This window comes from Aliihoeflea sp. 2WW, from assembly GCF_000497755.1.
GTDB lineage: Bacteria > Pseudomonadota > Alphaproteobacteria > Rhizobiales > Rhizobiaceae > Aliihoeflea.
This window is the reverse complement of the sequence record NZ_AYOD01000015.1, coordinates 145815-160945: the sequence shown is the minus strand read 5'-3', so window position 1 is coordinate 160945 and position 15131 is coordinate 145815. Positions and strand designations below refer to the sequence as shown.

At 65.3% G+C, this 15131-nt stretch carries 13 protein-coding genes; all 13 read right to left on the bottom strand.

Annotated elements, in window-relative coordinates:
* Positions 1–40: 40 nt before the first annotated feature.
* Entirely contained in the window at positions 41–1351 is a 1311-nt protein-coding gene (locus tag ALII_RS0109740) for a CmpA/NrtA family ABC transporter substrate-binding protein (protein WP_024587130.1), read from the bottom strand.
* Positions 1352–1679: 328 nt separating this feature from the next.
* The gene (locus ALII_RS0109735; protein ID WP_024587129.1) at positions 1680–2915 is read right to left on the bottom strand and encodes a CmpA/NrtA family ABC transporter substrate-binding protein; all 1236 of its coding nucleotides are present in this window, start codon (positions 2913–2915) and stop codon (positions 1680–1682) included.
* Positions 2916–2917: 2 nt separating this feature from the next.
* The gene (locus ALII_RS0109730) at positions 2918–3520 is read right to left on the bottom strand and encodes an ANTAR domain-containing response regulator (protein WP_024587128.1); all 603 of its coding nucleotides are present in this window, start codon (positions 3518–3520) and stop codon (positions 2918–2920) included.
* Positions 3521–3595: 75 nt separating this feature from the next.
* Positions 3596–5296 (bottom strand): S8 family serine peptidase, encoded by a 1701-nt coding sequence (locus tag ALII_RS0109725; protein WP_024587127.1) that lies wholly within the window; start codon positions 5294–5296, stop codon positions 3596–3598.
* 18 nt (positions 5297–5314) lie between these two features.
* Positions 5315–6361, bottom strand: a complete 1047-nt coding sequence (locus ALII_RS0109720; RefSeq protein WP_051375831.1) for a phospholipid phosphatase — start codon at positions 6359–6361, stop codon at positions 5315–5317.
* 24 nt (positions 6362–6385) lie between these two features.
* The gene (locus tag ALII_RS0109715; RefSeq protein WP_201767715.1) at positions 6386–8179 is read right to left on the bottom strand and encodes an SARP family transcriptional regulator; all 1794 of its coding nucleotides are present in this window, start codon (positions 8177–8179) and stop codon (positions 6386–6388) included.
* Between the two features lie 338 nt (positions 8180–8517).
* Positions 8518–8823 (bottom strand): hypothetical protein, encoded by a 306-nt coding sequence (locus ALII_RS0109710; protein WP_152529578.1) that lies wholly within the window; start codon positions 8821–8823, stop codon positions 8518–8520.
* Between the two features lie 168 nt (positions 8824–8991).
* Positions 8992–9384 (bottom strand): monovalent cation/H(+) antiporter subunit G, encoded by a 393-nt coding sequence (mnhG, locus tag ALII_RS0109705; RefSeq protein WP_024587123.1) that lies wholly within the window; start codon positions 9382–9384, stop codon positions 8992–8994.
* A complete protein-coding gene (locus ALII_RS0109700) occupies positions 9381–9662 on the bottom strand; it encodes a K+/H+ antiporter subunit F (RefSeq protein WP_024587122.1) in 282 nt (93 codons plus the stop codon). The genes mnhG and ALII_RS0109700 overlap by 4 nt, the downstream gene beginning before the upstream one ends.
* Entirely contained in the window at positions 9659–10144 is a 486-nt protein-coding gene (locus ALII_RS0109695; RefSeq protein ID WP_024587121.1) for a Na+/H+ antiporter subunit E, read from the bottom strand. Before ALII_RS0109695 ends, ALII_RS0109700 begins: the two co-directional genes overlap by 4 nt.
* Positions 10141–11757: a monovalent cation/H+ antiporter subunit D gene (locus tag ALII_RS0109690; protein WP_024587120.1), complete on the bottom strand. Its 1617-nt coding sequence runs from the start codon at positions 11755–11757 to the stop codon at positions 10141–10143. The genes ALII_RS0109695 and ALII_RS0109690 overlap by 4 nt, the downstream gene beginning before the upstream one ends.
* Positions 11754–12098 carry a Na+/H+ antiporter subunit C gene (locus ALII_RS0109685; RefSeq protein ID WP_024587119.1) on the bottom strand — a complete coding sequence of 115 codons (345 nt, stop codon included), beginning with the start codon at positions 12096–12098 and terminating at the stop codon, positions 11754–11756. Before ALII_RS0109685 ends, ALII_RS0109690 begins: the two co-directional genes overlap by 4 nt.
* Positions 12098–15022, bottom strand: coding sequence for a monovalent cation/H+ antiporter subunit A (locus ALII_RS0109680; protein WP_024587118.1), 2925 nt, complete (start codon positions 15020–15022; stop codon positions 12098–12100). Before ALII_RS0109680 ends, ALII_RS0109685 begins: the two co-directional genes overlap by 1 nt.
* Positions 15023–15131: the final 109 nt, after the last annotated feature.

The following is a 15131-nucleotide window of genomic DNA, read 5'->3' as shown; positions in this document are numbered from 1 at the left end:
AGGGGAGGCGGGCCGGCGCGGCTGGGCGCCGGCCGCGGGATCAGGCGATCGCCTTGATGTCGAGGCTGTCGAGATAGGCGGTGGGATTGGCCGGATCGAAGACCTTGCCGTCGAAGAAGGTCTCGACGCCCCGGCTGTCGCCAGATGGCAGGTCCGTCAGGCCGATGCCCTTGGCCGCCTCGAGCCAAAGGTCGGAGCGGTTGGTATTGTCGACCATCGCCTTGATGTCGGTCGATTCCGGGAAATAGCCCCAGCGCATGTTTTCGGTCATGAACCAGGTGTCGAGGCTCTTCCAGGGATAGGACGTTTCGCCCTTCTCGCCCCAGAACTTCATCAGGAGATCGGTGCCCTCGGCGGTGCGGCCATTGCCGTAATTGATGTCGCCCTTGATGCGGCCGATGATGTCGTCGACGGGCACGTTGTACCACTGTCGACGCCCGACGATCTCGGCCATCTCCTGCTTGTTCTTCATCTGGTCGCACCATTGCTGGGCTTCCATCGTCGCCATCATGATCGCGAGCGTGGCGTTCGGGTTGGCGTCGACGAAGGAGGCGCGCATGCCGAGAATTTTTTCGGGATGCCGGTGCCACAATTCGCCGGTCGTCAGCGCGGTGAAGCCGATCTTCTGGTGAACGAGCTGCTCGTTCCACGGCTCGCCGACGCAGAACACGTCCATGTTGCCGACCTTCATGTTGGCGACCATTTGCGGCGGCGGCACCACGATCACGTCGACATCGGTATTCGGGTTGATGCCGCCGGCGGCCAGCCAATAGCGCAGCCACAGATCGTGCGTGCCTCCGGGGAACGTCATGGCGGCGCTGACCGGCTTGCCCGCTGCCTTCTTGGCGGCGAAAGCGTCCTTCAACGCACCCGAATCGAGTTGGACGCCGGTGTCCGCATATTCCTGCGCGACCGATATGCCCTGGCAGTCCTCGTTGAGGTTCAGAAGCGTGTACATCGGCAGCTTTTGGTTGTTCTGGATCACAGAACCGGACGAATAGAGATGCACCTTGGGGCGCAGGATGTGGCCGCCATCGATGCCGCCACTTTCGCCGCCGAGCGCCATGTTGTCGCGCGTCGCGCCCCAGGAGGCCTGCTTCAGCACCTCGACATCCGGCACGCCATATTTCTCGAACAGGCCCTTTTCCTTGGCGATGATCAGCGGCGCGGAATCGGTGAGCGCGATGTAGCCGAGCTTGGCGCCGGTGACTTCCGGCCCGGATGCGGCCGCATAGGCGCCGGAGGGAAAGAGCTGCCGTGCCGCCGTCAGCAATGCTGCGGTGGCCGTCGCGCCCTTGATGAAGCCGCGGCGGTCGATGCCGGTCTCGAAGCGCCTGGTCTCGATGGTCATTGCGTCAGTTCCCCTGTTCTTCGTTGCGGCCGGAGCCCCGGAAACGAAAAACGCCGCCAACTGGAAGAATGAGCGCCGGTGCTGAGACCGGATCATTTCCTGTTGGCGGCGTTGCCATTATGGAGCGCCCGTCATTGGACGCGGATTGGTCGGTCCTGCAGGACCTCGTTTTTATAAAAGCAGGATGCGTGCCAATCGGATGGTTGGCGGGTTTGCCTGTCAGTTCAGGCACTTATCGCTCTAGTGCCCGCAGGTCGGAATGGGCTCAGGCGAAATCATGGTCATGGCGACGAGGCAAACGCACACGAATTGTGCAATGCAGTATGAGTCAAACCGACGTGGCGGCCTGCTGGCTGGCCATATAATCCTCGATGCGGTCGGGGTCGAACATCTGGCCGTCGAAGAAGCCGTCCGGTCCGAGCACGAGGCTCGCGCCCGCGGACCCGACGGGCGTTGCCGTCTTCAACGCGCCCTCGACCTTGGCGTTCGCGCCCGGGAGCGCGACGCCGAGCGGCTTCAGTGCCGCGCGATAGAGATCGGGGCGATAGCATTCGCGGACGATCTGTGCATGGGCGGCGCTGTGCTCGATCTGCCCCCAGCGGACCATCTGAGTGTAGAACCACAATGCGTGGCTCTTCCAAGGAAAATTGGCTGCCTTGTCGAACGGGACGAAAAGGTCTTCGACCCGGCGCAGCATGCCGTCTCCGACATTCAACTGGCCGCTCAGCACCGGCATCTGCATGTCGGGCGGCAGTCCGAGAAATTCGGGCCGCGCCATCAGGCCCGCCAAATCTGCGTGATTTCGTGGGTCCTGACACCAGCGCGCCGCCAGATGAAGCGCGCGCAAAAGCGCGGCGAGACCGGCGTCGTTATCTTCCGCCCAGGATTTGCGAACGCCCAGCACCTTTTCGGGGCTGTTCCTCCAGATCGCCGCCTTGACGGTCGCGATGTGACCGGTGCCGCGCGCGACGGACGCGCTGTTCCAAGGCTCTCCGACGCAGTAACCGTCGATGCGGCCGGCCGCCAGCGCATCGGCCATGAAGGGAGGCGGGACGATGACGATGTCGACGTCGCGTCGCGGGTCGATGCCGCAGGCCGCAAGCCAGTAGCCGAGTTCGTAATGGTGCCCCGAATGGGGATGCGTGACCGCAAAGCGCAGGGGGTCGCGACCCGCAGCGGATCGCTCTGCGATGAAGCCGCGCAGTGCCGCGCCGGCCTTCATCGGGTCGAGGTCGGGCTCGGCGCCCAGCGCTTGCATACCTTCCCAGACCGCATTCGATACGGTGATGCAGTTGCCGCCGAGCCCGAGCGCGAATGGCACGATCGTATCCGAAGACAGCGGCGTCAGGCCGAGATTGCACGCGATCGGCATCGGCCCGAGCATGTGCGCGACGTCGAAATGCCCGATCGCGATCCGGTCGCGTATGTTGGCCCATGACGTCTCGCGATGAAGCGTCAGATCGACGCCCTCGCGCTCGGCAAAGCCGATTTCGCGCGCGGCGATCAGCACGGCACTGTCGAAGAGCGGCATGAACCCGGCATCGACGTGGAATTGCCCTGCCATCGTCAATTCCCTTCCTGCGGCCCGAGCAGACTGGCGGCCGTGATCAGGCTGTCGGCAATCTCGCTGATCTTGCGGTTCTGGTTCATCGCGGTCTTGCGCAGCAGCGCATACGCCTCGTCCTCGGACAGGCCGCGCGATTGCATGAGGATGCGCTTGGCCTTGTCGACCAGCTTGCGGCCCTGCAACTCGCCGCGCATCTCTTCCAGTTCGCGCGACATTCTGGAAAAGGCATTGAAGCGGCTCACCGCCATGTCCAGTATCGGCTTCACCCGCTCCTGGCGCAGCCCATCGACCACATAGGCCGAGACGCCCGCTTCCACCGCCGCTTCGATCGCGGCCTGGTCGGAGCGATCGACGAACATGGCGATCGGGCGCTTCACCGCGCGCGAAAGCTGGAACATGTTTTCCAGCATGTCACGATTGGGATTCTCGAGATCGATGACGATGACGTCCGGCTCGATTTCGGCGATGCGCCGCGCGATGCCGGCGACGTCGTGAATCACCGTGATCCGCTCGTGACCCGCCTCGCGAAGGCCGGCCTCGATGACGGCCGCGCGGATGCGGTTCTCATCGATGACGAGGATGGAAAGGGACGGTGCGGCCATGGCCCATTTTGCGCACGCACCGTCAATGTGCAATGCAATATCGCAATCAAGAACGCCCGAATTGGCGGTGCGTCGTCAGCTTGTGATCACCTCCGCGACCACTCGTCTTGCATCGAGCAGTCCCGCGCCGAAATAATAGGGCAAACCTTTCGAGGGTTCGTCGTCGGCGTTCATCGGGTCCGGCGCAAGCTGTGCGGTGCCGGGGCGGACGGCAGTCGCCAGTCGGCTCGATTTGACGAGCAAGTCCTTGGCCGCAACCCCTGGGAGCGATGCCCCCGGACCATGCCTTGCCCTGTTGGCCCTTGCCGCGAGGGCCGCAACCCCCGCGACAAGGGCCGAGGCACCCGACGTTCCCCCGAACGTCGTGTAGTACCCCCCGCCCGTACCGGGGTCCGCGAAGGGCGGGACGCGCGCCGAGCGGGGCGGCGATCCGGCCTCGTAGCCGTAGATGCCCGGAAGATCCGTCGTCACCAGCGCCAAGGGGCTGTAGGGCACGATCCTGCCGCGCCCGGCGTCGAAATAGTCAGTGCTTGCCGCGGGATGCGTCGTGTCGCGCCGCAACTGGTGGCGATTGAAGACTTCGCTGTCGTCGGTAGGTGCGACGAGTGTCAGCCCCTCGCCGTAATTGCTGAAGCCGGAACGCAGGCCGCGCGGCGTGACGGCACCGACGGCGACCACGCCATTGTCCGGCGCGGCCAGTTTCGCCGGATAGATGATCTGGCTTTCACCGTCATTTCCGGCCGCGCAGATCACCGGAATCTTGCGGCTGATCGCGACGATCAGCTTTTCCAGGATCGTCCATTCCCGGTCGCTCGCAGGTGCGGTCGCGTAGGGGTCGATCTCCTCCCCGTTGGCATCGGCAAGGCGGGCGAAAAGGCCGGCCCTTTCACGGTTCGCGCGCAGGTCGCCGTCTTGTGCGAGTTCCGGCTTCGGTGCGACGCGGCTGCGGACGGGGTCGGGCAGTCCGCGCGGCAGGAGGATGACATCGACGCCGCAATGCCACGCGTAGAGGAAGGCGGCGATGAACTGTTCTGCGTCGGTGTCGAAGGAGGTGCGGATGGACAGCAGCCGCGAAAACGGGTCGACGCCGAAATAGGGCAGGATGCCCTGATTGGGATTGATGCCCAGCGTTTCTCCGTCCGCTGTGGCGAGCGAGGCCGGCTCGATCGCGGCGGGGCCGGAGCCGTCTTCGGATGCGACGGATGCGGCGGGTTCGCCCACGACAAGCCCCGCTGCTGCCGTGCCGTGCGACCCGAACGTTTCGTCGCCGTCGGCGAGCTGGCGCACGACGCCTTTCGACGCCGCGAGTTCGCCGACCAACGCCGAAAGGAAAGCGGCGTCTCCGGCGCCAAGATCGATGGCGCCGAGACCCGAAATGTCGAGCCCGGCGAAGAAGGGCGCTTCCTGTTCGCGCTCATGCGGGTTGGCGGGGTCGGCGGGCTGCGTGGCCGCGCCATAGCGATGGCTCGCCAGATCGATCGAGCGATCATCGATGCGCGTGCGCAGGTTCGGATGCAGCCTGCTGACGCCAACATCGATGAGCGCGACGACGGCGGGCTCGAATGCCTGCGGGAACGCCGCGCCGATCTCGTCCCAGACGGTGCCGGTGATGGTCGGCGCCGCGCTTGCGGATAACTCGTCCTCAGGATCGCTCGGCGGACCGAACTCGGCATCGATGACGCCGAGCGCGACAAGGTGCCAGAGGTAGTAATAGGACTGAGGACGGCCGCCGCCGTCTCTTCCGCTCATCTTCTCGGTGAAATCGAACTGGCTCATGGGACATCCTCCGATAGATCAGATCCATTCCCGCTGCGCGGCGTTGAAGGTTTGGCGGAACGCTTCTCTCAGATAGGGTGCGAAGCGCCGGGCGAGTTCCTTGCCGCCATCCGTATCGCTTGGATAATGCAGGCCCGCCCATTCGCGGTTCTCGGCCACCTTTCGCGCGACGCGGGCAAGTTCGTCGGTCGCCGGATGCTCCGGCAGAATCGTCGCGAAGGCGAACGCGATCGAATGGCACTGGAAGGAATGGTTGCTCGGATAGGCATCGTGGGCCGGGTTCGCCAGGAGCGGGCGCAGGCGCGGCTCGAACTGGTTCGGGCGTATGCGGCCATAGCGCGCCTTGTAGAGAAGCCCGACATACTCGCACATGGCCAGGATCGCCAGAAACAGCGCCTCCGTCTGCTCGTAGCCGCCCAGACCGTCGATGCCGAGCGGGCGGGTGAAGTCGGTGAGGTCGAGCGTCGCCTCTCGTTCGATGTCGTTCATGCGGCGGACACGCTCCTTGTCGCGTCGCTGCATGGAAAGAAGAACCTCCGTCTCGAGCCGGGTCAGGTCGGGTCCGGGCGGTCCCGCGATGTCGAGCGTTTCCCAGGCGAAACGCTTCGCAGGTGCGAAGGGATCGGCGGCGGGGTCGAGGTGGAGCCGTCGAAGTTCCAGTGCCGGGAGAAGCGCGGCGTCCGTGCCCGCGGCCGACGCGCCCGCGAGTTTGTTCTTGTTCTTGTTTTTATTCTTGTTTTTGTTCTTGTTGAGCGACGCCTTGTTCTGGACCGCGGACAGGCTGCGAAAGACGCTGAGGGTACTCGAGAGAACCGAGGCTTCCACTGCGCGGGGGAACTGGCGATGCGCAAACGGCGGCGGCGGTTGCAGGGCACCCGGCCGGATCGCTTCGGTCACGGGCAATCCAGCCATCGCCGGCTCCGCCGCCGCGATTGCAGGCGCGGGAACCGGACGGTCCTCCTGCGCGCAGGGCACGACGTCGTCATGTTCGACCTTGAACCGGAACCGGTCGAGGAAGTCGGCCAGTTGCTTGGGCTGGTATCGAGGAGCATGGCTGTCAGTCATCATTGCCTCCTTGATGTGCGGCGGTCAGTTTTTCTTGACGCCGGCCTTCAGCAATCCGGCGATGAGGTCGCTGCCGCCTTTGGTCTGGATGATCGGATAGCGCGCATCGATCAGGGCGCCGATCGAGAAGTCGGGCTCCACCACCGTGAGCCGGTCGAGCAGCCGGCGCGCGGTCGCCATGTCGTCCTTGTGGGCATAACTCGAGACGAGATAGCGCAGCAGGCTGTTGAAGTCCGGCCTTTCGAACAGCGCCTGTTCGCCGGCTGCGATCGCCACGTCGTGCTGTCCCGCCAGCGCCGCGTTGATGCATAGCGAGGTGTCGAAATAGTAGCGGTGCGGGCTGTAGGCGCCGAGATGCCGGCCCCAGTTTGCCAGTGCGAGGCCCTTTTCGGGCTGGCCTGCATAGGCGTGCAGCATCGAATAGAGGTCCCAGCCGAGAACCTGCGCCGGATTGATCTTGATCGCGCGCTCGAACAGCCGCGAGGCCGTGTCATATTCGCCGAACAGATAGGAATGGACATGGCCGACCAGCGCCAGCGTCACGGCATTGTTGCCGTCGATCTCGACCGCGCGGCGTGCCAGAAGCTGGGCTTCCTCGATGGTGGCCAGCGTATCGGGCGAAAAGCGCTGGCCGACCCGGAAGGTCAGCAGGAAGGCCAGCCAGGCATAGGCCTGCGGCGCCTCGTTGCGGGCGATCAGCGTGCGCAGCGTGCGTTCCGCCGCATCGAGGTCCGGGCGCGACAGGCGAAACATGGCGTTGACCGCGCCGAACATGGTTTCGCGCGTGGTGTCCGGCTTGAAAGCCGGCTGAAGCGTGAACCAGCGCCGGATTTCCTCGATCGCCTGGTTCGTGAGGGCAAAGGCCTGCGAGGCGTCGCCGCCCTCCACCGCTCGCCGATCGAGCGTCGCGCTGTCGATCCAGACGAGGCTCTGATCGGCGACCCGGTGCAGATTGATCGTGGCGTGGATTTCGTGCGGCGAGAACGTATAGCTCGTGCTGACGGCAAGATGGACGGCGCCCATCGTTCCGCTGTCGCCGCCAGCGGTTGCGGTTTGAGCCGCCCGGTAGCCAAGGTCGGAGACGCTGATATCGCCGCCCTCGAGCAGCAGCTTGGCCAGAAGCTCGTTGAGGCGTTGCGGCAGATAGCCGGCATTGTCGGGCGTCCCGAGGACGAGAGGCGGCGTCAGCGCGACCGTCCACCCCGGACGGCTCGGCTGCGTCCCCGCACCATTGGATGCGTCGGCGGGTTTGGCTGCAACCCCCTGCACCGGCTGCGAGGGAGCGGGGCGCAGCGGCTCTCTTGCGGGCGTCAGGTCGCGGGGCGCCGCGGCATTTTCGAAGCGCGAGCGCCAGAGCTGCCTTTCGAGCGTCAGCCAGTCCTCGAATTCGGGATCGCCGATGTCGAGGCCTTCGAGAATTTCGCCATCGACCTCGCGCGCATCGAACGTCGCCTGTGTGGTCCGGTCCGACATCTGATGGAGCAGGTCGAGCGCGTCGACCTGCATCCGGCTGAGGTCAAGCGTCACCGTATGCTTGTCGGCGACGAGCAGTTTGTCGGCCAGGGGTCCAAGCGATTTGCGCACGTCGAGGAGGGCCTGGCGCAGGCTGGCGGAAGCCTGCTCCTCGCCGCGGTCGCTCCACAGCTTGTCGCGCAGCCAGACCCTCGACCGGGAACCCCGCGGTGCAAGCGCAAGCAACGCAAGCAGAGCGCGCGACTTCTGGGCCTTGGGCGTACGGTTGACTCCGCGCGCGTCCAGTACCGTCAGCGGTCCGAACAGAAACATCTCGCAAAGATGTTCGGCAGCATCGCTTTGCATCGCGATTGCCTTCAATACATCTGGCGCCCCTTCCTCAAAATACCACGATCGCGCGTTCTCGGGAGGGAAAACATGCGCGTCGCCGAAGCCCGTCGGCAATGACGCGATCGTCGCGGAAAAGTCGTGCGCCTGTACGTCGAACATCCGGCAGTCTTTCCTATGGCGGATTGATCCAGCGGCGCCGGTTTAGAACGCGGCCGTCATGGCGTCGTGAAAGTTGCGTGAAAGGCCTGGTGCACGCAAAAAAAAGCGCCACCCGGAAACGCGACGGGTGGCGCATAGGGGCGCGGTTCGGCTATCCGGTCTGCCGCCGGATTCGCCATCCCCCGACCGCGGGGTCAGCGCAAATCGTGCGCGCGCACGTTTGCCGAATAGTTGCCGAAGACCGGGTCTTCCACGAAGCGCGGACGCGGGAAGCGCAGCACTTCATCGTCATAGGCGAAGGTCGTCGTCTCGTTTTCGGACGTGGTCGGCTCGACCGGTGTCGCCTGAGCCGGTTCCATCCCGAGATCCCACAGGCGCTCGGTGTTGGCCGAGTACTTGCCTGCGACGTACGGTGCTTCCTGGCTCATCGCCGATCCGAAAAAGGCGAAGCCGGCGAGCGAGGCTGCGACGAACTTCAATGCGGTGTGGTGTCTGGACATTTTCATCTCCCTCGTTTGTTGGCCTGCTTGTGCAAGCCAGGGGAGAATGAACCCCGGGGAGTGATCCCAGCGTGAAATGGACGTGAAGACAGTGTCAAAAGATACGTCGTCTATCGATTGACGTTCCTCATCGCGCGGAATGGAAATGAAGATGGCGCTTGGCGCCTGTCAGTCGCCGTCCTCTTGCGCTTCCGGCCCGGAGATCTCGGCGGTTGGCGACAGGGGAGGGATGCCGGGATTGTTCTGCGACCTGTCGCGGTAGATCGCGGCGCGGCCGAGCATCATCAAGGTGACGGGCGTCGTCACGGTGACGAAGACACCGATCAGGATCTCGTGGATGACGGGACGTGCCGCGGCGGCGGTGAAGAAGATCATCGATCCCATCACCATGCCGCCCGCGCCCCAGCTCGTCGCGAGCGTCGGTGCGTGGATGCGGTCGTAGAACGAGCCGAGCCGGGCCAGCCCGAAGGCGCCGATCAGCGCCAAAGTGGCGCCAAGCAGGATGAAGGCCGCACTGAGGATCGCCGCCCAGAGCGGCACTTCTGCATAGGCGACGCTCATTCGATCACCTCGCCGCGCATGAGAAACTTGGCAAGCGCCACGGTTGCGACGAAGCCCATGACGCCGATGATCAGCGCGGCCTCGAAATAGAGCGTGTTGCCGGTGCGCACGCCGAAGGCGAGTAACTGGAGCATGGCGCAGACATAGAGTCCGTCGAGCGCCAGCACCCGATCCTGCGCGCGCGGGCCGATGGCCATCCGGTAAGTGCAGAGCAGCATCGCGACGGCGATGAAGGACTGGGCGACGAACAGCGCCACCTGCATGATGAGGACGTTCATTCGAATATCTCCAGCAACAGGCGCTCGTAACGATTGGCGATGAGGTCGACCCAGGTCGCCTCGTCGACGAGGTCGAAGACGTGGATCAGGAGCGTGCCGCGCGCCGAATTGTAGTCGAGCCAGGCGGTGCCGGGCGTGCTCGTCAGGACGATGGACAGGATGGCGAGCGCGGATGGATTGGTGAGCCGGATCGGCACGAGGATGAAGCCGGAGGTGCGCTGGCGGCGCTTGCCCGACAGGATGATGCGCGCGACCGCGAAATTGGAGCGGACGATGTCGTAGAGGACGATGCCCAACAGTTCGGGGATGGCGGCGTAGCGACGGATGCGCGGGCTCGTCTCGCCGAGCGCCTGCAAGGCGTAGCTCGCGCCAAGCGCAACCAGCACGGCGAGGATCGCATGGCCGGGCGTGAAGCCGGACAGCGCCAGCCACATGAAGGCGAGGCCAGCGGCGAGAAGCGGGTAGGGCAGGACGGCTCTCACTGGCTCTCCTCCGCGAAGGGCGGCACGCGCTCGGCGCCGAGGACGGCGTCGAGATAGCGTTCCGCGTCGTGCAGGTCGCCGGCGGTGGCCGTGACGACATCCATGACGAGCCCGGCCTGCAGCGCGAGCGCGACGAGGACCGCGAGCAGGAAGAGGATCGGCGCGGTTTCGACGATCGTCACCCGCGGCGCGAAGCTTTCCACCGGCGCCCAGAAGGTGCGGATGCCCATGCGCGCGAGCGCGATCAGTGCGGTGAGGCCCGAGACGATGAGCAGCGTCGCAAGGATGACCCGCATCGTGCCTCCGCCGGCGATCTCGACCGATGGCGGGCCGATGATGGCATGGAGGATGGCGAATTTCGAAAGGAAGCCGGAAAGCGGCGGCAGGCCGATCAGGACGAGCGCGAGAAGGGCGAAACCGATGCCCAGGATGGCGAGCGCGCCGGGCATCATCTGGCCGATCTCGGCGTCGTCCTCGTCTTCCGGGTTGGCCTCGCCATAGGCTTCCATCGTGACCGCGAGAACGTCGGCGGCCGCGTCCTGCTCGCGCTCCAGAAGTTCGACGACCATGAAGAGCGCGCTGACGGCGAGTGTCGAGGAGATGAGGTAGAAGAGCGCGCCGGCGGTGCTGCCAGGTTCGGAAATGCCGAAGGTGGCCAAGAGCGTTCCGGACGACATGAGGACGAAATAGGCGCTCGCGCGCTGCATCGACTGCGACGCGAGCACGCCGATCGAGGCGAAGACGAGCGTGAACGAACCGCCGATGAAGATCAGCATCGCGCCGAACGCCTCGCCGCTGGCAGGCACCAGGAGCGCGAGGCGCAGGAGCGCATAGATGCCGACCTTACTCAGCATCGCGAAAGTGGCGGCGACGGGCGCGGCGGCGGCCGAATAGGCGGGCACCAGCCAGAAACCGAGCGGCCACATGCCGGCCTTGACCAGGAAGGCGAGGCTGAGCATGGCGAGGCCGACATGGAGCGCCGGCTCGGCGAAGCCTTCGAGCGTCGCGGCGCGCAGCGCGATCTCGGCCATGTTCAGGCTGCCGGTCGCGCCGAAGACGAGTGCGATGCCGATCAGGAAGATCAGCGAGGCGACGAGGTTGACCGCGATGTAATGGAGCCCCGATTTCACCCGCGCCGAGCCGGAGCCATGCAGGACGAGGCCGTAGGAGGCAGCGAGCATCACCTCGAAGAAGACGAAGAGGTTGAAGAGGTCGCCGGTCAGGAACGCGCCGTTGAGCCCGACCAGCAGGAACTGGAAGAGGCTGTGGAAGTGCGGGCCGGCCTTCGCCCATCGCTCGACGGCGAAGACGAGGGCCGGAATGGCGAGGATCGCCGTCAGCACCAGCATCAGCGCCGAAAGCCGGTCGGCGACGAGATTGATCGAGATCGGCGCCGGCCAGTTGCCGAGGAGATAGACGAGCGCCACGGCGTCGTTGCCGACATGGACGCGTTGCAGGAGCACGACGGCAACGGCGAAGAGCGCGAGGCTCGACAGGAGCGCGATGGTCGTCTTCAAACGCCGCTCGCGGTCGTCGAAGAACAGCATCAGCGCCCCCGCGACGAGCGGGATCAGGATGGGCGCGATGACGAGGTGGTGCGGGTCGAAATTCATCGATCGCTCTCCCGCCCGTCGACATGGTCGGTGCCGGTGAGGCCGCGCGAGACGATGAGCACGACGAGGAAGAGCGCGGTCGTGGCGAAGCCGATGACGATCGCGGTCAGCACCAGCGCCTGCGGCAGCGGGTCGGTATAGGCGGCGGGGTCGACGGGCATGGAGCCGTCGAGCACCGGCGGGGCGTTCACGCGCAGGCGTCCCATCGAGAAGATGAAGAGGTTCACCGCATAGGAGAGCAGGGCGAGGCCGATGACGACCTGATAGGTGCGCGGGCGAAGCAGGAGCCAGACGCCCGAACCTGTCAGCGTGCCAATGGCGAGTGCGATCAGGAGTTCCATCAGCTCTGCCCTCCGTCGGTCGAGGGTTTGGCCGTCTTGGGCTTGGCCGAGCGGATCGACTGGTGGGCGATGGCGATGAGCATCAGAACCGTCGCGCCGACGACGAGACTGAAGACGCCGAGGTCGAAGAGCAGCGCCGAGGCGGTCGGCATGTCGCCGATAAACGGAATCTCGGTGTACTGGAAATAGGACGTCAGGAACGGATAGCCGAAAAGCCACGAGCCGAGACCGGTCACCGTCGCCATCAGGAGGCCGAATCCGATCCAGCGCACGGGCAGGATGCGCAGCCGTTCCTCCACCCAGCGCGTGCCGCCGGCGAGATATTGCAGGAGGAAGCCGATCGACATGGTGATGCCGGCCGCGAACCCGCCGCCGGGCAGGTCGTGCCCGCGCAGGAAGAGATAGGCGGCGAGAAGCACGATGACGGGGAACATCCAGCGCATGATGACCGACGGGACGAGCAGATAGTCCTTCACCGTCTCGCCGACCTCACGGTCGCGCTGGACGTCGTCAAATTCGTTCTGCTCGCGCTGCTGGTAGGGGATTTCGCTGGTGTCCTCGGCCGGGCGGAAGCGGCGAAGCAGCGCGAAGACCGTGAGCGCGACGATGCCGAGCACGACGATCTCGCCGAACGTGTCGAAGCCGCGGAAGTCGACGAGGATGACGTTGACGACGTTGGTGCCGCCGCCTTCCGAATAGGCGTGCTCGAGATAGTAGTCACCGACGGAGGGGGGCAGCGGCGTGCGCATGGTCAAATAGGCGAGCGTCGCGGTGCCGAGCCCGGCGGCGACGGCGAGTGCGAAATCGCGCGAGCGGCGCAACCGCGTTTTCGGGTCGATGGATTCGTAGATTTCCTCGTCGCGCTTGGGCAGCCAGCGCAGGCCGAGCAGGATCAGCACGGTGGTGACGATCTCGACCAGCAATTGCGTGACGGCGAGGTCAGGCGCCGAAAGCCAGACGAAGGTGATGCAGGTGACGAGACCCGCGCCGCCCATCAGGATCAGGGCGGCGAGGCGGTGGAACTTCGCCTGATAGGCCGCGCCGACCGCGCACAGGCCGCCGATGACCCAGAGCATCGCCAGGATCGGATCGATGCCGCGCACGGAAAGGTCAGGCAACTGGTCGCCCGCGCCCCACATTGCCCAGATGCCGGCGAGGATGGCGACGAGCAGGAGCATGCGAAGCTGCGGTTGAAGCTTGCGCGTGGCGAGGACTCCTTCGAGATAGCGCGCGCCGCGCCAGCTTACCGTGACGAGGATGCGCTCGAAGATGCGCTGGCCCTTGAGGCGGCGGAAGAAGGGCGGGCCCTCCTCGGAATCACGCAGATAGGGTTGCAGGAGCAGGTAGAGAACAACGCCGGCGACCAGCGCGATGACGCTCATCAGTAGCGGCAGGTTGAAGCCGTGCCAGACCGCGAGGCTGTATTCGGGCGTATCCTCGCGCAGCACCGCGACGACCGCCGTGTCGAGGAGGCTTCCGACGCTGAGCGCGGGGATGATGCCGACGATGAGACAGGCGAGGACGAGCAGCTCGATCGGCACGCGCATCCAGTGCGGCGGCTCGTGCGGCTCGCGCGGCAGGTCGACCGGCTTCGGGCCGAAGAAGACCTTGTGGATGAAGCGGATCGAGTAGGTGACCGCGAAGGCGCCGGCGATGGTCGCCACATAGGGCGCGACGCCATCGAGAAGCGAGGCGCGGTGCTGCTCGATGGTCTCGGCGAAGAACATCTCCTTCGACAGGAACCCGTTGAGGAGCGGCACGCCCGCCATCGCTGCGCTCGCCACCATGGCGAGCGTCGCGGTGATCGGCAGGAAGGTGAACAGGCCAGACAATCGCCGCATGTCGCGCGTGCCGGCTTCATGGTCGATGATGCCGGCGGCCATGAAGAGCGAGGCCTTGAACGTCGCGTGATTGAGCATGTGGAAAATCGCGGCGACCGCGGCGAGCGGACTTCCAAGGCTCAGAAGCAGCGTGATGAGGCCGAGATGGCTGATCGTCGAATAGGCGAGGAGCCCTTTCAGGTCCTGCTGGAAGATGGCGAAGGCGGCGCCGAGGAGAAGCGTCGACATGCCGGCCAGCCCGACGATGAAGAACCATTCGTCCGTTCCGGCCAGCACCGGCCAGAAGCGGGCGAGCAGGAAGACGCCCGCCTTCACCATGGTCGCCGAATGGAGGTAGGCCGAGACCGGCGTCGGCGCAGCCATGGCGTTCGGCAGCCAGAAATGGAACGGGAATTGCGCGCTCTTGGTCAAGGCGCCGGCGAGGATCAGCAGCAGGGCGGGAACGTAGAGATCATGATTGCGGATTTCGTTGCCGGCGGCGAGCACCGCGTCGAGATCGTAGCTGCCCGCCATCTGGCCGAGCAGGACCATGCCCGCAAGGAGGCATAGCCCGCCGGTGCCAGTGATCGTCAGCGCCATGCGCGCGCCGTCGCGCGCGGCCTGGGTGTGGTTCCAGTAGCCGATCAGCAGGAAGGAGAAGATGCTCGTCAGTTCCCAGAAGACGGCGAGCAGGATGATGTTACCGGAGAGAACCACGCCCTGCATCGCGCCCATGAAGGCGAGGAGGAAAGCGTAGAAACGCGCGACCGGGTCCTTCGGCGACATGTAGTAGCGGGCATAGATGACGACGAGGAGGCCGATGCCGGTGATCAGCATCGAGAACATCCAGGCAAAGCCGTCGATGCGCAGCGTGACGGACAGGCCGAGCGCCGGCACCCACTGGATGACGTGCTTGACGACGCCGCCATCGGCGACCTGCGGATAGGCGAGCGCAGTGACGGCAAGCCCTCCGAGGGCCACGAACCCGGCGAGCCAGGCCTCGGCATTGCGGGCGTTCGACGACAACAGCGCGGCGAACAGGCTGCCGACGAAGGGAAGCCCGACCAGAAGCACCAGAAAGCCGCTATGCCAGATCGTTGTCATCAATACGCGTCCGTTACCAAGCTCGAAGCGAAACGAGCGTCAGGGCGGCGATGACGGGTGCGAACTCGAAATGCGGGGCGGATCACCCGCAGGAGGTTCGCAGCGCGAT